This is a genomic window from Streptomyces sp. 12E (assembly GCF_055633275.1).
Genome location: NZ_JBVNCJ010000001.1, coordinates 4,134,388 through 4,152,857, shown reverse-complemented (window position 1 = coordinate 4,152,857; position 18,470 = coordinate 4,134,388). Strand labels below are relative to the sequence as shown.

The window sequence follows — 18,470 nt, the reverse complement described above, 5'->3', positions numbered from 1 at the left end:
CCCCAGGGGACGCACTCGAGAGAGCAGGCCCGCATGACCTTCGCTCCCGCGAGGCCCGCCGCGGCCCCCCTGCCCGAGGGCGTCGCCGACGCCCGGCGCGTTCAGGCGCTACGAGCGGTGAGGGACCTGCTGGTCGAGGATCCCGGCGCCGTTCACGCACTGCTGTGCGAGATGTCCACTCACCGTGCGGCCGGATACGAGATCGAGGCGACCGTCGCCACGCTGGACGGCGCCCTCGACGAGATCGGCCGTCACCGGCCCGTCAGGGTGCCCAGCCTGGCGGTCTTCATGCCGTCGAACGTGATCCTCTACTCGTACGCCCTCTACCTGCTGGTGCCCTCGCTCTACGCGGACCGGCTGGTGTTCCGGCCCTCCAGCCACGTCCGGGACCAGATGGTCCGGCTGCACGCGCTGCTGGCCGAACGCCACGGACTGCCCATCGAGCTGACCGACGCCAGTCAGCGCGAGTTCCTGCGCTCCCACGTCCAGCCCGCCGACGTCGTGGTGTTCACCGGCGCCTATCGCAACGCTGAGCAGATCCGTGCCCAGCTCTCCCCGGGACAGCTGTTCCTGTTCCTGGGCGCGGGCGTCAACCCGTTCGTCGTCGCCCCGGGCGCCGACATCGGGCGCGCGGTGCGCGACGCGGTGGAGATACGGGTCCACAACTCCGGTCAGGACTGCCTGGGACCGGACCTGTTCTGCGTGCACGAGAGCCTTCTCGACACGTTCCTCGACACGCTCGTGCACGAACTGAAGAGCCTCCGGTACGGTCCGTACACCGATCCCGACGTCGATTTCGGGCCGATCTTCTACGAGGGTGCGCTGGAGGAGGCCGCGCTGTTCCTGGCCCGCAACCGCCGGAACATCGTGCACGGCGGCCACGTCGACTTCCGCGAGCGGCGGGTGGACCCCGCCGTCGTCCTCGGCGACGAGGTGACACCCCGCACCCAGGTGCCGGAGTTCTTCGCACCCGTCTTCTACGTCGTCGGCTACTCCGACGCCGAGGTGCTGTCGGCCACCCTCACCACCGGCCCGTTCACCGAACGGGCCCTGGGGTCCAGCGTGTACGGCGACGCCCCGGACCTGGTGGCCGCGCTGCGCAGGCGTACCACCGTCACCGTCGACGCCAACCTGTTCTCCGTCGACGACGGCAACGCGCCCTTCGGCGGATACGGGCGGATGGCCAACTACATCACCGACGGACGGCAGACCTGGGCGGAACCCGTCCTGATCTCCAAGGCCGTCGCCGAGCACTTTCAGGCGGACCGACGGTGAACACGGACTCCACGACCCACCCGACCGCCTGGCACGCCGTGGCCGACCTGGTGCGGCACCTGGGCTCCCGCGCGGTGTTCGGGCTGCCCGGGGACGACATGGACCTGCTGGGCGCCCTGGAGGACGCCGACACGCAGGTCGTGCTCTGCCGAGACCAGCGCAACGCCCTGTTCATGGCCACCGGTTACGCCCTCGCCTCCGGCGACCTCGGCGTCTGCGCGGTGGGCAAGGGCCCGGCCCTGACCAACACGCTGACCGGGCTGCTGGAGGCGCGGTCCGCCGCGACACCGGTCCTGCTGGTGGCGGGCGGCACCGGCCTGGACCGGGTGGGCACCGGAGCCTTCCAGGAAATGGACCAGATGGGCGCCGTCCGCCCGCTGGTGAAGTGGGCGGCCCGCGTGGACGACCCCGCCCGGCTCGTCCCGACCCTGAACAAGGCCGTGGCCGTCGCCGTCAACGGCACCCCGGGACCGGTCTACGTGGAGATCCCCGAGCACGTCGCGGCCCAGCCCGTCCTCCGTACCGGTCCGTGGCGGCGTGCCGCCGCGCAGCGGCTCGCTCCCGACCCGGACGTCCTGGCCGAGGCGTTCGACCTGATCTCGGCGGCCGGCCGGCCGGTGCTGCTGGTCGGCGGCGGTGCCCGGCACCGCAACACCGGACGGGTGGTGGAGGAGTTCGCCTCGCGCCTCGGCGCCGCGATGTTCACCACGGCCTCCGGGCGCGGCACGGTCGACGAGGACCATCCGCTGTTCTGCGGAGTGTCCGGCCTGTACACGGTCGCGCCCGCCGACCGGCTGTGGCAGGAGGCGGACCTGGTCCTCGCGCTCGGCAGCCGGCTGGAGGAGACCGCGGCCTTCGGCTGGCCGGAAGCGGAACGTCTCCCGGTGATCCAGGTGGTGACCGCCGAGGACGCCACCGCCGCGGAACGGCCCGGTGTCTGTGTGCTGGGTGACGTACGGCGGGCCGTGACCGCCTGGAGCCGGATGCTGGACACCGGCGCCGCGGGCGGCCCGTGGCCGGAGCGCGTCGGCGAGGTGCGCGCCGAACTCGCCGGGCGCGCCGCCGAACGGGCCCGCCGCGCCGCGGCGGTGGCGCGCGACGGCGGCGGCGTCGCCGTGGCCCACGTGCTGTCCGCGCTCGACGGGGCCGTGCCCGAGGACCGGATCCTGGTGCAGGAGAACGGCCTGCAGGACATGTGGTCGTACTTCCATCCGCACTGGAGCTGCGGCTCCTCGGGGGGGTCGGTGGTGCCCAGCGAGCAGACCCCGCTGGGATTCGGCGCGGCCGCCGCCGTGGGCGTGGCGCTCGCGGAACCCGGGCGCCCGGTCGTCTCGGTGGCGGGGGACGGGGCCTTCAACCTGTTCCGCACGGAACTGCCCACGCTCGCCGACGCGCGCCGCGCCGTCCTGTACGTCGTCCTGGACAACGGCGGTTACGGGTGGCTGCAGACCAACCTCGACCGGGTGTCCGGCACCGGTTCACGCTTCTCGTTCACGGCGGACCGGCTGACCGGAAATGAGGGGCTCGCCGCCTCGTTCGGATTGGGTTACTGGCGCGTGGACAACCCTGAGGACATTCACCACGTCTTGCGCTCCGCGTGGAAACACTGCGAGACCGGCACGTCGGCGGTCGTGGAGGTGCGGGTCTCGCTCTCCGACAGCCCGCCGGGGATGGCCGGGCCCGCGGGTGACTTCCCCTTGCGCGAGGACGGATGACGGACAGCGAGAGGACAAGGACGTCGTATGCCCGTTGCGCTCTTCTTCCCCGGTCTCATACCCACCGGGTTCGACGCCATCAGCTCGTTCGTGACCACGAACGAGCACGCCCGGCGAAGATTCGCCGAGGCCGACGACATCCTCGGCTACTCCCTGGCCGAGGCCTACCGCGAGGCGTCGATCTACGAGTGGGAGGTGTTCGAGGCCGGCTTCATGGCGCTCACCCTGGCCCTCGCCGACTGGGCGCAGGAGCAGCACGGCAGCCGCCCGGCGGCCTGCGGCGGACAGAGCTTCGGCGCCTTCATGGCGGCCGTGTGGGCGGGCGCGCTCAGCTACCCGGACGCACTGCGGCTGATCCGCCGCAGTGTCGCCGTCGAGACCGACTACTTCGACTCGCTCGACGAACCGCTGGGGTGTCACTTCTTCTACCGGCTCCCGCACGACACGGTGCGCCGGCTCGTGGCGGAGACGCACGAGCGCGGAGAGTGGGCCGAGTTGTCGGTGGTCCTCGACGAGCAGGTGCACGCCGTCTCCGCCTCGCTGCGCACGCTGAAGCGGTTCGAGCAGCGGGTGCGTGAGGAGGGCGGGTTCCCCTTCTACACCATGAACCGGGCCGAACACTGTTCCGCCGTCGCCGGGCTGCGCTCACGGCTGCACGACGAGGTGTACGGGACGGTCGACTGGCGGGCCGCGCGGCTGCCTGTGGTCTCGGACGTGGACGGGCGGCTGCTCACCGACCCCGAGGAGATCAAGCAGGACCTGCTGGACGGCTGGACCACGCCCGTCCACTGGCAGACGATCCTGCGCGGTCTGCGCACGGCCCAGGTGGACGAGGTGTGGATCCCCGGCCCGCGCAACATGTTCGCGCGGATCACCAACAACTCCTTCCCGACCCGCGTGATCACGCCGAAGCAGGCGCTCGCGACGTGAGCACGGGAACGGGAAAGGAGACCGCCGCCCTGCGCGATCCGGCCGGGCGGCGGGTGTTGTCGGCGGCGATGTTCGCCAGCGCCCCCGCGGAGGTGCTGGACTTCCTGCTGCCGCTGTGGGCCGGCTCCACCCTGGAGGCGGGCGCCTCGGTGGTCGGCGCGCTGGTCGCCGTCGAGGCGGTGCTGTCGCTCCTCGTGCGCCCGCTGGCGGGGGAACTGGCCGACCGGTTCGAACAGCGGTGGGTGGCCGCGGCGGGCGCGGGCCTGTACGCCCTGTCGTTCGCGGGCTACGCGCTGGCCGACTCGGTGCCCCTGGCCTTCGCCGCGTCGGCGGTGGGCGGCGCCGGCGGGGCGCTGTTCTGGGTCGGGCTGCGCGCGTGGACCGGTCAGCGGGCCGAGAACCACACCAGCGCGTACGGCGCGTTGCTCTCGGCTGAGGGGCAAGGCGCCTTCGTCGGGTACCTGGTGACGTTCTCGCTGCTGGAGCGCAGCGGCTACCGGCCGCTGTTCTGGCTCGGGTGCGCGGCCTGCGGGTACGCCGCGGTGGCGCTGCTGCGGGGCGCCGGCCAGGACCGGGCCGCGGCGGCGGAGCGGCCGGTCCGCACGCGCGGGGCGGAGCGGCGGGCGCTGTCGAGGCGCCTGATGCCGCTGATGGTGGTGGCCGCGGTGACCGCCGCCGCGGAGGCAGGGCTGTGGATGCTCCTGCTGCTGCGGTTGCAGGGAGACCTGGAGCTCACGCCCACCGAGATCGCGATGGTCTTCGCGCCCGGCTTCGTGGTGTTCATCCTGCTGCCGGAGCACACCCACCACCTCACCGACCGGCTGGGCCGCGTGCCCACCATGGTCGTCTCGTTCGGGGCGAGCACGGTGTTCGCCGCCGGCCTGTCGGTCACCGCCGCACCGGTGGCGATCGCCGTGCTGTGGGCGGTGGCCGCCGCCTGCTTCGCCGCGCAGATCCCCGTCGAGCAGGCCACCGTCGCGGCCGCCGCCGGCGGGCGGATCGGCCGTGGCATGGGGCTCTACGAGAGTGCCCGGCTGGCCGGCGTGGTGGTCGGCCCGGCCCTGATGGGTGTGCTGTACGAGCAGCAGGGGTGGGCGGCGGCCTGTCTGTCCGCCGCGTGCGTCTCCCTGCTGGGCGCCCTCGTCGTGCCGTACGCGATCCGGGTGCTGGACCTCCCCGACGCGCCGGTGCGGCCGTCGGAACGGGCGGACGAGCCGGAGCGCGACCGGATCACCGCGGCCGAGCCGGACGGCGGCCAGGACCCGGCGGCCGAGCCGGACGGTGACCGGACCCCTGTCCCCGGCAGGGAACCCAACCCCCCACATGAAGAAGGAGAAGACCGGTTCATGGACATGGACAAGCAGGATTCCGGCACGGCCTCCGGAGCATCGGGTGAGCGGCGGCTCACTCCCCGGGAACACGCCCGCAAGGAGCGGCGCGACTGGCTCATCCACACCGCCGCCTTCCTGATCGGGCAGGTGGTTCTGTGGGCGCTGGACTCCAACTGGATCGTGTGGCAGATCACCGACGACGCCGTGCCCGACGACAAGCGGGGCCCGCTGGTGTGGGTCGGGCGCATCTGGCTGACGATCTGGGTCATCGACACGATCTGGTCCTGGTCGTACACGATCTGGCCGCGCGAGAAGAAGTCCAAGTAGTCCCGGGACGCACACCGCGGTGAGCGCGGGGCCGTACCGGACAGGCGTGCTCCGGTACGGCCCCTGCTGTTCTCATCCCAGCAGCAGGGGCAGGCGGGCGTGGCCGCGCAGCGACGTCACCCGGTCCCGGGCCGCGCCGGCGCCCGCGAGGAGGATCGAGGGGAAGCGCTCCAACAGCAGCGGGAACGCCACCTGCGCCTCGAGCCTGGCCAGGGCGGCGCCCAGACAGTAGTGGGCCCCGGCACCGAACGTGAGCGACCGCGCGGGCGGCCGGTCCGGCCGGAAGACATCGGGGTCCGGGTGCCGCTCCGGATCGCGGTTGGCGCTGGCCAGCAGGGCGACCACCTGGGTGCCCCGCGGGATGGGCACCCCGCCCAGCTCGGTGTCCTCGTCCGTCCATCGCGAGGCGATCTGGACGGGCGGGTCGAAGCGGAGCATCTCCTCGACCCACGCGCCGACCCGGTCCGGCTCACCGCGCAACCGTGCGAGGAGTTCGGGCCGCTCCAGCAGAACGGCCAGTCCGTTGCCGAGGAGGTTGCTGGTGGTCTCGTAGCCGGCGGAGTACAGCAGGACGAGGTTGGCGAGCAGCTCGCGCCGGGTGAGCCGGTCGCCGTCCGCGTCGCGCACCGCGATGAGCGTGCTCACCAGGTCCCCGCGCGGGTCGGACCGCCGCAGCTCGGTGAGCCGTCCCAGGCGGTCCCACAGCTCGGAGGTGGCCTCGTCCGCCCGGTCCAGGGCGTCGCCGGTGAGGTTCTGCTCGATCGCGGAGGTCACGGCCTGCACCCGGGGCGCGAACCAGGCACGGTCCTCCTCCGGGACGCCGAGCAGTTCGCCGATGACCGCGATGGGCAGGGGGAGCGCGAAGTGGGCCATGAAATCCACCGGCCGGTCCGGGCCCGACCGCTCGGAGAGGCCGGTCAGCAGGTTCTCGACGAGCGCGGTCACGGCGGGCCGCAGCCCCTCCACTCGACGCGGGGTGAAGGCACGGCTCACCAGACGCCGCAGCCGTTCGTGATGGGGCGAGTTCTGGTTGACCATCTCGCCCATGAGCGAGTAGACGGTGAGGTGTTCGCGGCCCTGGGGCCAGGTGCGGGCGATCCATTCGTCGTCCTCGACCCGGAACACGGGGCTGCGCAGCATCCTGTCGCAGTCGGCGTGGCGGCTGACCACGACGGTGCCGTCCGGGAGCCGGGCCACGGGGGCGTGCTCGCGCAGTACCGCGTAGTGCGGATACGGGTCGGGGCAGCCCCGGGAACCGAACAGCGCGCGCAGGGACCGGCGCACCGCGGCCTGCTCGGACATGGTGCTCTGCCTTCCTCCTGCCGGCCGTCCCGGGACGCCGGGACGGGGATGAGCGGGCGGTGCGCTCCGGCCCTCCGGGGGGAGGGCCGGAGCGCACCCGTCGGTGTGTGCGGCCACCCGTCCTAGGCCGCGAGCTGCTTCTCGACGCGCAGGACGAAGTCGGAGACCAGGCGCAGCTCCTGGAGCTCCTCCTCAGGGAGACTGACCCCGAAGCGCTCCTCCGCCGAGACGATGACCTCGACCATCGCCAGGGAGTCGACGTCGAGGTCCTCGATGAAGGACTTGTCCTCGGTGACATCGGCGGGTTCGACGTCGGCGACCTCGTTGAGGAGTTCGGCGAGCCCTGCGATGATCTCTTCGCGTGTCATTCGGTTGCCTCTCTGTGCGCGTGCCCGTGGGCACGGGGCAGGTGGGATGGGTGCGGGACGTGGCCGGTCACTGCCTCGGGGCCGCGTCGGCGGGTGCGGGCCCCGGCGTGGCCAGCCCCACGACGTGGTCCGCGAACTTCTTCTCGATGCCGACCAGCCGGAGCTGGCGGTACAGGCTCTCGATGCCGAGCTGCTTCATGGTCAGCCCCTGCGGGGCCTGGTCGACCTGACCGCCCTCCTCGATGTTCAGGGCGATCGGGCCGGCCAGCTCGACGATCTCGCGGATGTCGTCGCCGTAGCCCTCACGCACGCCCTGGCGCAGCGCGTGCAGGCCGAAGCTGACGTGCCGCGACTCGTCCCGGCACATCGCGGTGAAGCCCGCCTTGACGCCGGCGAGCAGCGGGAGGCCGTGCAACGAGTTCACGATGGCGCGCTGTCCGACGAGGGCGAGCACGCCTTCGGTGATCAGGTGGAAGAGCGCCACGGCGCGCAGCCAGAGCCGGTAGTCCGAGGGGTGTTCCTGCAGCTCCCGGATGACCTCGGTCTCGATGCGGCTGAGGTCACGGTGCGGGGGCGTGACCATGTTCCACGCCTGCACCAGCATCCGCTTGGGATCGGGGTCCAGGCCGAGGAGTTCCTCGCCGAGCCGCAGCATGAGCTGGGTGTGACGGGTCTCGTCGGCGATCTGGGTGCCGAGGTAGAGGTGGTCGCGCTCTTCGGGGGCACCGGTGAGGATGGGACCGAGCAGGTCGAGGCCGGTGTACTCGCCGATGATGAAGGTGGCGATGGACTCCTCGACCGCCTTGCGCGCGGAGCGCGGCAGCCGTTTGTCGAAGTCCTCGCGGTCGCGCTCCAGATCGATGGCCTGCGCCGACCACTGCTGCTTCTCCCAGCGCTCGTAGAGCGCCTGTGGGTGCGGCTCCTGCTCGGTGACGAGATCGGCGTGCCGGAGCACGTCGCCCAGTGGGAGACGAGGCATCTCGGCGAGCGACGCGTCATCGAGCAGCAGGGTGCTCCAGCGTGGCATGTCAGTACTCCTTGACTACGGGGTCAAGCTCATGACTCCCCATGAATCCATTAGTGAACAGCACCTTAGGTATGCAGTCAATGCACCGGAGTCAAGATGTCGAGCTCTTCTGTCGAGTCACTGTCATAGTTCTTGACTGACGAATTGAGGATGTGTCAATCTCTGGTCATCGCCGGGGCGAGCCGCCTCGACGGATGCGAATCGTGCGATCCCAAGGACCGGAAGGGGGGCAGACGTGACGGAGACCCACGACGCGACACGCACGCGTGACGCCGCACGTACCTCTGCCGCGCAGCGCCGCGTGGTCGTCACCGGCTTCGGCACCGTCTCGCCGATCGGTGGCACCGTGGACGAGTTCTGGGCCTCGGCCACCGCCGGACGCAGCGGGATCCGTCCCATTTCGCGGTACGACGCGAGCGAGCTGCCCACCCGGTTCGCCGGCGAAGTCGTGGACTTCGACCCCCGGCAGTACATGCCCAACAAGGTGGGCCGGCGCCTCGACCGCTACGCACAGTTCGCGCTGGCCGCCGCTCTCCAGGCGGTGGACCAGGCGGAGCTGAGGCCGGACGGGGAGCTGGCCGCCCGCACCGCCGTCCTGGTCGGATCCGGTTACGGACCGGGCCAGTTGATGCGCTCGGCCATCCACGATCTGCGCGACCACGGCCGGCGCCGGATGAGCCCGTACCTGGCCTCGTCCGGCTCGCTGGACAGTGCGGCCGGGGAGATCGCCTCCCACATCGGCGCGCGCGGCCCCTCGGGAGCCACCGCCACCGCCTGCGCCACGGGCGCCACCTGTATCGGGGACGCCATGCGTCTGATCCGGCACGGGTACGCCGACGTGGCCGTGGCCGGAGGCGCGGACGACGCGGTCAACCCGCTCGACCTCGCCGCCGCGGCCAACGCCGGGGCGCTCTCCCGTCGCGACGACGCCCCACACCTCGCGAGCCGGCCCTTCGACCGGGACCGCGACGGATTCGTCATGGGCGCGGGTGCGGGCATCGTCGTGCTGGAGGAGGCCGAACACGCCCGGCGGCGCGGCGCCACGATCCTGGCCGAGGTGGCCGGATACGGCGCGACCACCGACGCGTACCACTCCACCCACCCGCGTCCCGACGGCGCGGCCGCCCGGCGGGCGATGACCGACGCGCTCGCCGACGCCGGACTGCGGCCCGAGCAGATCGACCACGTCTCCGCCCACGGGACGGGCACCCGGCTCAACGACCAGATCGAGAGCGCCGCCGTGCGCGCGGTGTTCGGCGAGCACGCCCCCCGCGTGCCCATCAGCTCGCTGAAGTCGATGACCGGCCACATGATCGGCGCGGCCGGCGCCGTCGAACTGATCGCCGCGGTACAGACGATCCGGACCGGCATCGTGCCGCCGACCGTCAACTGCGACGACCCCGAGGACCCCGGCCTCGACTACGTCCCGCACCGGGCGCGGGCCCACACCGTCCGTGCCGTGCTCAGCAACTCGTTCGGGTTCGGCGGGCACAACGCCGTCCTCGTGATCCGCGAGTGGCCCGGGGCGACGCGGCCGAAGGCCCGTCCCCAGGAGTCCCCGGGCGGTCCGTCCCGGCAGCCGGAGGAGGAACGATGACCACCACCAGGCCACAGCCCGAGGCGTACTGCCAGGCCGACCCGGTCTTCTACGACATCGCCGGCCGCCACACCGGGGACGACACCTCCGTCTTCCGCCAGAGCACGCTTCCCGCCCCCTCCGGCTGGGAGCGCCGCGAGACGGACGTGTGGATCGTGCACACGCCGCTCGGCCACGTACTGCCACGACAGGGCTGGAAGATCCACGTCTCCGGGCTGCCCGGCAACGCCCGGCGCGTCGTGGACGCCGCGTGGGAGTACTGCATCCGTCATGGGCTGCCGTTCAAGTTCCTGCGCAGCGTGGACGTGCTGACCACCCACAGCCTCAAGTACGCGCCGCGCTCCTCCAGCGGCAAGCTCGTGACGATCTACCCGTCCGACGAGGAACAGCTGCGCCGCACCCTGGAGGAGCTGGGACACCGTCTCGACGGCGAGGCGGGCCCGTACATCCTCACCGACCTGCGCTGGAACGCCGGCCCCCTGCACGTGCGGTACGGCGGCTTCGTCAGCCGGTACTGCACCGGCGACGACGGCACCCCGGTCCACGCCATCGAACGCCCCGACGGCACCCTCGTCCCCGACCGCCGCAGACCCGTCTTCGAGGTGCCCGAGTGGGTCGAGCTGCCCGGCTTCCTCGCCGAACAGCTCGCAGCCCGCGAGGCCGGCGGCTCTCCGGCGGACTTCCCCTACACGGTGGAACGCGCCCTGCACTTCTCCAACGGCGGCGGCGTCTACCTGGCCAGAGACGCCGAACGGCGTCAGGTCGTCCTCAAGGAGGCCCGCCCGCACGCCGGTCTGGACGGCCGCGGCCGGGACGCCGTGGCCCGCCTGGACCGCGAGCGCCGCGCGATGGAACGCCTCGCCGGCATCCCCGGCATTCCCCGCCTGTACGAGCACCGCGTGGTGTGGGAGCACCACTTCCTGTCCGTGCAGCACATGGACGGCGACACCCTGCAGGGCTGGCTGGCCCGCAACTACCCGCTGACCCGGACGGGTCCGGACGCCCGGTCGCTCGGCGACTACGCGAGGCGGGCCGGCGCGCTCGCCGACCGGATCGAACGGCTGGTCGCCCGCGTGCACGAACGCGGCATGGTCTTCGGTGACCTGCACCCCGCCAACATCCTGGTCGACGAAGCGGACGACGTGGCGCTGGTCGACTTCGAACTCGCCGTCCCCGTCGAGGAGGCGGACCGGCTGGGCCTCGGCCACCCCGGCTTCGCCGGCACCGGACGCACGGGCTACGACATCGACCTGCACGCACTGGCGGCACTGCGGCTGTGGCTGCTGTTCCCGCTCAACGGACTGAACGAGCTGGACCCGGGGCGCACGGCGCGCTTCGTGGACGTGGCCGAGCGCAGGTTCGCCCTCCCGGCCGGTTCCCTGGACCGGCTGCGCCGTGACCTCGCGCCGTCCGAGGAGGCCCGGAACCGGGTGCCCGCCGCCCTGCGCGAGCCGCTCCGCGTCGACCTGGACACGGCGCTGCCCGACTGGGGCGCGGTGCGCAAGTCGCTGGCGGAAGCCGTCGTGCTGTCGGCCACGCCGCACCGCACGGACCGGCTCTTCCCCGGTGACGTACGGCAGTTCCTGACCGACGGCGTCAACTTCGCCCATGGGGCGGCCGGTGTCCTGTGGGCCCTGCACACCTGTGGCGCGGGCCGCTACCCCGAGTACGAGCAGTGGCTGCTCGACGCCGCCGGACGGGACGTGCCGCCAAGGCCCGGCTTCTACGACGGCGCCCACGGCATCGCTCATGTGCTGGCCCGCCTGGGGCGTCTCGACGCGGCGGCACGCCTGGTGCACACCAGCCGGCAGGCGGTCGCCCAGGTGCGCGAGGTGAGCCTGTACCGGGGTGCCGCGGGAATCGGCCTCAACCTTCTCGACCTCGCCGCCCGGACGGGTGACGACGCCTACCGGCGCCCGGCCCTGGAACTGGCGGAGCGGACCGCCGCCGCCGTCACCGCGGGCGAGGCCCCGGGCATCATGGCGGGCCCCGGCCACGGCAGCCGCGCCGGCCTGCTGCGCGGCTGGACCGGGGCGGCGCTGTTCTTCCTGCGGCTGTACGAGGAGACGGCCGACGCCGCGCACCTCGACCTCGCGGTACGCGCACTGCATCTGGACCTGGACCTGTGCACACCGGCGGACGACGGTTCCCTCCAGGTGGACGGCGGCTTCCGGCAGCTGCCCTATCTGGAGGTGGGCAGCGCGGGCATCGCGCTGGTCGCGGACGAGGTCCTGGCGCACCGTCCCGATGCCCGGCTGGAGCACGCGCTGCCCGCCCTGACACGCGCCGCCGAACCCGAGTTCACCATCGAGCCGCATCTCTTCGGCGGCCGGGCCGGACTGCTGGCCACGCTCGCCGTGCTGCGCGGCCGGCACCCGGAGCGGGACCCGGGGCCGGTCGTGGAGCGGCACCTGACGAGGCTGCACTGGCACGCGCTGTCCTTCCACGGCCAGCTCGCCTTCCCCGGGGAGCAGCTGCGCAGGATCTCGATGGACCTCGCGACCGGTGGTCCGGGCGTCCTGCTGGCCCTGTCCGCCGCGCTGGACGGACGCCGGGACTTCCTGCCCTTCCTGGCACCGTTCGCGGCTCCCGCACCCGCCGCGGAGCACCGCGCCACCTGAGCTCCGGTCGGCGTCGACCGACCGGTTTCCGTGCCCACCGAGCACACCGGAGAGGAGGAAACACCATGGCCACCGTTCTGGACCTGCAGGGTCTCGAGGTCCCCGCCGAGGAGACCGCCCGCATCAGCAGCACCATCAGCAACAGCTGCTGAACGTTGCCGGCCCGTCCGTGACGAAGACATGGAGAGGAGGAAACACCATGGCCACCGTTCTCGACCTGCAGGGTCTCGAGGTCCCCGCCGAGGAGACCGCCCGCATCAGCAGCACCATCAGCAACAACTGCTGAGCGAGCTGAGCGCCAGCTCCGGCGCCCGCCCCGTGCGGGCGCCGGAGCTCACTCCTTCGCAGTCCATACGTCTCAAGCAGCAAGGGAGTCCGGATGAGCGGCCTGCTCGACGGCAAGAGGCTGGTCATCACCGGTGTGATCAGCGAGAGTTCCATCGCCATGGCCGTGGCGCGGCTCGCGCAGGAGCAGGGCGCCGAGATCGTGCTGACCGCCTACGGGCGTCCCACGCTCGTCCGGCGACTGGCCCGTCGCCTGCCCGTCGAACCGCCGGTCGTGGAACTGGACGTCACCGACCCCGAACACCTCGCCACGCTCGCCGACCGGCTGAGCACCCATGTCGACGGCCTGGACGGCGTGCTGCACTCCGTGGCGTACGCGCCCGCGAACTGTCTCGACGGCGGTTTCCTCGACGCGCCGTGGGACGACGTCGCGACCGCCCTGCACACCTCCACGTTCTCCCTCAAGGCCCTCGCGGCGGCCTGCCGGCCGCTGCTGCGCCCCGGGTCGTCCATCGTCGGACTGGACTTCGACGCCTCCCGGGTGTGGCCGGGCTACGACTGGATGGGAGTCGCCAAGGCGGGACTCGAGGCCTGTGCCCGCTATCTCGCCCGGGACCTGGGGTCCGAGGGCGTGCGGGTCAACCTCGTCGCGGCGGGACCGCTGCGCACCCTCGCGGCCCGGGGCATCGGCGGTGACGGACCGGCCTTCGAGAAGGACTGGTCGGCGCGGGCGCCGCTGGGCTGGGACCCGGCCGACGCGGAGCCGGTCGCCCGCACCTGCCTCGGCCTGCTGTCGGAGTGGTTCCCGGCCACCACCGGTGAGATCGTGCACGCCGACGGCGGCCATCACATGACGGCCACCTGAGGTGCGCCGCCCGGCCCCCGGCGACCATGGGGACGCCTTGCCTCCGGAGGAGCCGGCCGGTGCGGCCGGACTGTGGACGGACTGCGGGCGGTACACGGTGGAACGGGAGAAGATCAGGGAGTTCGCGGCGGCCGTGGGCGCCGACGACCCGGCGTACACCGATACCGCGGCGGCGCATGCGCTCGGGCACCCGGATGTGCTCGCGCCGCCCACCTTCCTCGTCGTCGCCGCCGCCCGCGCCGAGGACCGGTTGCTGCGCTGCCGGGGCGTCCTGGCCGATCCGTCCGGTGCCCTGCACCGCGCGCAGCGGTTCGTGCACCACCGGGCGGTGTGCGCCGGGGAGGAACTCCAGGTGCGGGTCCGGCTGGCGGAACGGTCCCGGCTCGGTGACCGGGAGGTCCTCGTCCTGGAGAGCGAGTTCCGTGGCGCCGACGGATCGCCGGTGAGCACCGTGACCTCGACGCTGCTGGCACCGGAGGGCGGTCCGTCCGTTCCCGGCCCTCCCGGGACCTAGTCCGACGCGCCGGCGGCGCACGCCGGGCCGGAGCACGTGCTCGGACGAAGGCCGCTTCCGCGCCCGCCCGATGCCGGACCGGGTGATCGAGTGCGAGGCGCCTTCCGACGCCGGACGCCGGACGCCGGACGCCGGACGCCGAGGATCACGCTAGTGGCCCATGCCCAGCCCGCCGTCGACGGGCACGACGGCTCCGGTGACGTAACCGGTGCTCTCGTCGGTCAGCCAGCGCACGGCCGCCGCGACGTCCCCGGGTTCGCCGGCGCGCGGCACCGGCACCCGGGCCAGCAGCTCCTCGACATGGCGGGCGGGCAGACCGGCGGTCATGTCGGTACGGATCAGGCCGGGCGTGACGATGTTGACCGTGATGCCGCGGCGCCCCAGCTCGCGGGCGAGCGAGCGGCCCATGCCGATCAGGCCGGCCTTGGCGGCGGCGTAGTTGGCCTGTCCCGCGTTCCCGGACAGGGCGACCTCGGAACCGATGAAGACGATGCGGCCCCACCGGCCGCGCATCATGCCCGTGACGGCGCGGCGCGCACAGCGATGGGCACCGGTGAGGTTGGTGTCGAGGACGGTGGTGAACCGTTCCTCGTTCATCACGGCGTACGGTCCGTCGGCGGTGATTCCCGCGTTCGCCACCAGGATCTCCACGGGGCCCAGGTCGCGTTCGACCGCCGAGAACGCCGCGTCGACCTCGGCGGTGTCGGTGACATCGCAGCGGACCGCGTACAGGCCCTCGGGCGAGGCGCCCCGGCAGGTCACGGCAACCCGGTGACCGGCCGTGAGGAGCTCCCGGGCGACGGCCAGGCCGATTCCGCGATTGCCGCCGGTGACCAGGACGGTGCGCTTCCGAGTCATGGGAACTCCCTCATGCGATGGCTTCTATGACTTTAGACTACTCGTTAATTACAAAAATTGACTCCCTGGGAACGGAGCATCCATGACCGACATGCTGGCGCCCTCCGTCACGGCTCCCGGCCTCGTCGACGCCGCCGGGCAGCTGTCCGGTGCGGCACTCACCCGGCGCGTCCTCGCCGCCGCGCGGGCGCTGCGCGACCACGGCGTCCGCGCCGGCGACCGGGCCCTGGTCAAGGGGGACAACTGCGTCGACTACGTCGTGGCACTGCTCGCCCTGATGCACCTGGACGTCTCGCTCGTGCCGGTCGACCACCGTCAGTCCGCCGCCGACGTGCGGGGCGCGGCCGAACGGACCCGCGCGCGCTGGCTCCTGACGGACGGGCCGGCCGGCGGGGCCTTCCCCGAGGAGCGGGTGCTCCGCCACGCCGGGCTCGGCACCGGTGCCGCACCGGACGGCGGAGAGGTCGACCTCGGCAGGTGGTACGCCCGTACCGACGCCGTCGTGCTGTGGTCCTCGGGCACCACCGGCCGTCCCAAGGGCATCGTGAAGTCCGGGCGCGCGGTGCACGGCAACACGCTGCGCACCATCCGCGCCATGGGGTACCGCGCGGACGACGTGCTGGCCCCGCTGCTGCCGTTCTCGCACCAGTACGGGCTCTCCGTGGTCCTGCTGTGGTGGCTGGCCGGCTGCACCATGGTCGTCACGCCGTATCAGCGGGTGGACGTGGCCGTGGCCCGGGCCGTCGCCCACGGCGTCACGGCCGTGGACGCGGCGCCCTCGACCTACCACACGCTGCTCGGTGTCGTACGCCGCCGCCCGGAGCTCCGCGCCGGGCTCGGGAACGTCAGGCTCTGGGGAGTGGGCGGCGCTCCGCTGCCGGCTCCGCTCGCCGCCGACTTCCCCGCCGTCCTGGGCCGTCCCCTGCTCGACGGGTACGGACTGACCGAACTCGGCAACGTCGCGCTCGCCACGCCCGACGAGCCGACCGGCTGCGGCCGTCCGCTGCCCGGGGTCGCGGTGCGTGTCGTCACCGCCGACGGCGCGGAGGCAGCGGCCGGCGAACTGGGCGGCATCGAGGTGCGGTCCCCGGACCTGATGGAGGGTTACCTGCGGGATGACGGCACGGTGTCGCCGGTGGCGCGCGACGCCTGGTACCCGACGGAGGACCTGGGCCGGCTCGACGGTGCCGGCCGACTGCAGGTGGTGGGCCGCAACCGGGCGGTGCACCGGCTCGGGTTCACGCTCTACCCCGAGAGCCTGGAGCGCAAGGCGGAGGCCTGCGGACGGCAGGTGAAGGTCCTGCCCGCCGAGGACAGCCGGCGGGGCTGCGCGCTGCACTTCGTGGTCGCGGACCCGGAGGACGCCCCGCCCGTCGAATGGCGCCGGAGGCTGGCCCCGCACCTGGCCGAGTACGAACAGCCCAACGCGGTGCACGTGGTGACGGGCTTCCCGCTCAACCCGAACGGGAAGGTGGACACACAGGCCCTGCGGGCCATGGTCGGTGTGGCGGGCTGACCCGCGGCGGAGGCTGCGCGGCGCGGGCCTCCGCCCACGCGGGCGGCGGAACGGGACGGGCCGCGGCCCTCGCCCCGACGCGGGACCGTTCGGCCGGTCCGGGGCCCTGGGGCCCCGGACCGGCGCCCCGTCGCGGACGGTGTCCGCCCGCCCGGGCGGATGCCGCGGAGCCGGGCGGTCAGCGACGCCGCAGTACGAGCGTGGCGTTGTTCCCGCCGAACCCGAAGCTGTTCACCGCGGCGACGCGGGCCGTCGGCACACTCAGCGGTGCCGTGGGCAGGAGGACCCGGTCCGTGTGCTCCGGGGTGCCGAGCCCCGGCGTCGGCGGCACGGTGCCGGTGCGCAGCGCCGAAGCGGCCGCCACCAGGGCCGGAATGCCGGAAACGTGCAGCAGGTGTCCGATCGCCCCTTTGTGGGAGCTGACGGGCAGTGTGTCCCGGTCGCCGGCGACGGCCTCGATCGCGGCGAGTTCCGCCGCGTCACCCTGGACCGTGCCCGTCGCGTGGGCGTGCACGAGGTCCACGCGGTCCACCGCCGCGTCGTCCAGCGCGTCGCGCATGCACGCGGTGATCAGGCCGGCGTCCGACGCCGCCCGGCCGCCGGCCACCCCGCAGGCCGCTCCCGCGACGACCAGGTCCGCCGCCCGGCCCCGGGCGCGGGCGTGCCGCGCGGTCTCCAGGACGACAGCGCCGGCGCCCTCGCCGATGGAGATGCCGGCGCGCCGGACGTCGAAGGGGCGGGCGGCGGCGGGGCTCACGGCCCGTACGACCTTCATGCTGGCGTACTCGTACCGGTTGAGCACCGACGACCCCGCCACCACGGCCACCGGCGCCAGGCCGGCGCGCAGAGCGGCCCGGGCGAATCCGACCGCGAAGGCCGCCGTGGCGCAGGCGTGCGACAGGTGGACCACACGCTCCCGGGCGAGGTCCGGTCCTGTCGCGTCCGTCGGGTCGGGACCGAAGAACTCCCCGAGGTCCTCGGTGGGTCCGCCGGCTCCGGAGGCTCCTCCCCCGGCGCCGGACGACTGGAGGGCCGGTGCCTGCCCGGCCAGGACCACCAGGGCGTCACGGGGCACCGCGGGCAGTCCGGCGGCCCGCAGCGCCTCCGCCGTCGCCACGCGGGCGTAGCCGCTCTTGCGGGACGGCCGCGCGGCCCCCGGCGTCCACGGGGACGCCTCGCCGGCCCGGGGGACCCGGCCCACGGGCTCCCCCCGGTACGAGGGAACGGCGAGGTCCGGCGCCGGGGCGAGGGCCGAGCGCCCTTCGAGCAGGCCGTTCCAGTAGGGCTGCACGCCCCGGCCGAACGGCGTGACCAGACCCAGTCCGGTGATGACGATGTCGCTCACGTGCGGGTGACCCTCCATGCGGTGGCAACGGCGAGGCAGCCGGTGGCGTCCGGGCCGCCGGGGAACAGGGACAGCTCCAGGACCACGGCCGTCCCGCCCACGGCGGCCACCACCGGGGCGAGCCGGGGGCCGTCCGGCGCGTTCCCGGCGAACAGGTCTCCGGTGAGCGGCGCGAGGAGGTAGCAGGCCCCACGGTGCCCGGCGGCGGTCGTGTACGGGCGTACCAGCTCGGAGGCCTCCAGCCCGATGGAGTCCGAGGGACGCAGCCGCCGGTCGGTGTCGTGGCAGCGCCGGACGAAGCGACGGGCGGCCCAGGTGCTGTAGCCGCCGGACAGGACGTACAGCGGGGCGGTGCGCCGCACCGGCTCAGGAAGCGCCTCGAACGCGGTCCGCAGCGCCCAGGTGACCGCGTCCGCCGGGGTGCGGTGCGCACTCGGCGCGGCGACCCGCTCCGGCGGACCGGACACCGCGGCGGCGGCCAGCCGGGGCTCGTCCGTGGCGGCCAGCGCGACGCGGCACCGCACGGGGCCCGGCCGCCCCGCCCGGTCCGGCACCGTGTCCGGTCGTTCCGCTGCCGATGTCCTCATCGGGCCA

General features: G+C 73.3%; 16 protein-coding genes. 10 read left to right on the top strand and 6 right to left on the bottom strand.

The genetic code is table 11. The features are described 5' to 3' along the window. Positions 1 to 33: 33 nt before the first annotated feature. The 4 genes from ACZ8ZB_RS19285 to ACZ8ZB_RS19270 are packed head-to-tail and all read left to right on the top strand — an operon-like array spanning position 34 to position 5,578. On the top strand, positions 34 to 1,275 hold the full coding sequence (locus tag ACZ8ZB_RS19285) for an aldehyde dehydrogenase family protein (protein ID WP_470738940.1): 1,242 nt from the start codon (positions 34 to 36) through the stop codon (positions 1,273 to 1,275). Beyond that, a complete protein-coding gene (locus ACZ8ZB_RS19280) occupies positions 1,272 to 2,990 on the top strand; it encodes a thiamine pyrophosphate-binding protein (protein ID WP_470738939.1) in 1,719 nt (572 codons plus the stop codon). Before ACZ8ZB_RS19285 ends, ACZ8ZB_RS19280 begins: the two co-directional genes overlap by 4 nt. 27 nt (positions 2,991 to 3,017) lie before the next feature. Beyond that, a complete protein-coding gene (locus ACZ8ZB_RS19275; protein WP_470738938.1) occupies positions 3,018 to 3,920 on the top strand; it encodes an ACP S-malonyltransferase in 903 nt (300 codons plus the stop codon). After that, positions 3,917 to 5,578 carry an MFS transporter gene (locus tag ACZ8ZB_RS19270; protein WP_470738937.1) on the top strand — a complete coding sequence of 554 codons (1,662 nt, stop codon included), beginning with the start codon at positions 3,917 to 3,919 and terminating at the stop codon, positions 5,576 to 5,578. The genes ACZ8ZB_RS19275 and ACZ8ZB_RS19270 overlap by 4 nt, the downstream gene beginning before the upstream one ends. Positions 5,579 to 5,650: 72 nt before the next feature. On the opposite strand, the gene ACZ8ZB_RS19265 is transcribed toward ACZ8ZB_RS19270, so the two are convergent. From ACZ8ZB_RS19265 to ACZ8ZB_RS19255, 3 genes are all read right to left on the bottom strand, one after another. Further along, a complete protein-coding gene (locus ACZ8ZB_RS19265; protein WP_470738936.1) occupies positions 5,651 to 6,880 on the bottom strand; it encodes a cytochrome P450 in 1,230 nt (409 codons plus the stop codon). A 122-nt stretch (positions 6,881 to 7,002) separates the two neighbouring features. Next, positions 7,003 to 7,248, bottom strand: coding sequence for an acyl carrier protein (locus ACZ8ZB_RS19260; protein WP_027734852.1), 246 nt, complete (start codon positions 7,246 to 7,248; stop codon positions 7,003 to 7,005). 67 nt (positions 7,249 to 7,315) lie between these two features. Then, positions 7,316 to 8,275, bottom strand: coding sequence for a ribonucleotide-diphosphate reductase subunit beta (locus tag ACZ8ZB_RS19255; RefSeq protein ID WP_470738935.1), 960 nt, complete (start codon positions 8,273 to 8,275; stop codon positions 7,316 to 7,318). Positions 8,276 to 8,510: 235 nt separating this feature from the next. On the opposite strand from ACZ8ZB_RS19255, the gene fabF reads away from it, so the two are divergent. From fabF to ACZ8ZB_RS19230, 5 genes are all read left to right on the top strand, one after another. Further along, on the top strand, positions 8,511 to 9,872 hold the full coding sequence (gene fabF, locus ACZ8ZB_RS19250) for a beta-ketoacyl-ACP synthase II (RefSeq protein WP_470738934.1): 1,362 nt from the start codon (positions 8,511 to 8,513) through the stop codon (positions 9,870 to 9,872). Beyond that, positions 9,869 to 12,493, top strand: a complete 2,625-nt coding sequence (gene lanKC / locus ACZ8ZB_RS19245) for a class III lanthionine synthetase LanKC (protein ID WP_470738933.1) — start codon at positions 9,869 to 9,871, stop codon at positions 12,491 to 12,493. Before fabF ends, lanKC begins: the two co-directional genes overlap by 4 nt. A 169-nt stretch (positions 12,494 to 12,662) precedes the next feature. Continuing rightward, a complete protein-coding gene (locus tag ACZ8ZB_RS19240) occupies positions 12,663 to 12,779 on the top strand; it encodes a class III lanthipeptide (RefSeq protein ID WP_470738932.1) in 117 nt (38 codons plus the stop codon). Between the two features lie 93 nt (positions 12,780 to 12,872). Beyond that, the gene (fabI, locus tag ACZ8ZB_RS19235) at positions 12,873 to 13,643 is read left to right on the top strand and encodes an enoyl-ACP reductase FabI (protein ID WP_470738931.1); all 771 of its coding nucleotides are present in this window, start codon (positions 12,873 to 12,875) and stop codon (positions 13,641 to 13,643) included. 37 nt (positions 13,644 to 13,680) lie between these two features. Further along, positions 13,681 to 14,157 carry an FAS1-like dehydratase domain-containing protein gene (locus ACZ8ZB_RS19230; RefSeq protein ID WP_470738930.1) on the top strand — a complete coding sequence of 159 codons (477 nt, stop codon included), beginning with the start codon at positions 13,681 to 13,683 and terminating at the stop codon, positions 14,155 to 14,157. A 150-nt stretch (positions 14,158 to 14,307) separates the two neighbouring features. Here ACZ8ZB_RS19230 and fabG read toward each other — a convergent pair whose 3' ends face one another. Further along, positions 14,308 to 15,015: a 3-oxoacyl-ACP reductase FabG gene (gene fabG, locus ACZ8ZB_RS19225; RefSeq protein ID WP_470738929.1), complete on the bottom strand. Its 708-nt coding sequence runs from the start codon at positions 15,013 to 15,015 to the stop codon at positions 14,308 to 14,310. A gap of 82 nt (positions 15,016 to 15,097) precedes the next feature. Between fabG and ACZ8ZB_RS19220 the strand changes: the two genes are divergently transcribed. Continuing rightward, complete coding sequence (locus ACZ8ZB_RS19220; protein ID WP_470738928.1) at positions 15,098 to 16,531, top strand: class I adenylate-forming enzyme family protein; 1,434 nt, start codon at positions 15,098 to 15,100, stop codon at positions 16,529 to 16,531. A gap of 178 nt (positions 16,532 to 16,709) precedes the next feature. Here the strand turns inward: ACZ8ZB_RS19220 and ACZ8ZB_RS19215 are convergent, their stop codons facing one another. Both ACZ8ZB_RS19215 and ACZ8ZB_RS19210 read right to left on the bottom strand, forming a co-directional pair. Then, positions 16,710 to 17,876 (bottom strand): beta-ketoacyl synthase N-terminal-like domain-containing protein, encoded by a 1,167-nt coding sequence (locus ACZ8ZB_RS19215; protein WP_470738927.1) that lies wholly within the window; start codon positions 17,874 to 17,876, stop codon positions 16,710 to 16,712. Beyond that, positions 17,873 to 18,463 carry a hypothetical protein gene (locus ACZ8ZB_RS19210; RefSeq protein ID WP_470738926.1) on the bottom strand — a complete coding sequence of 197 codons (591 nt, stop codon included), beginning with the start codon at positions 18,461 to 18,463 and terminating at the stop codon, positions 17,873 to 17,875. The genes ACZ8ZB_RS19215 and ACZ8ZB_RS19210 overlap by 4 nt, the downstream gene beginning before the upstream one ends. Positions 18,464 to 18,470 lie beyond the last annotated feature (7 nt).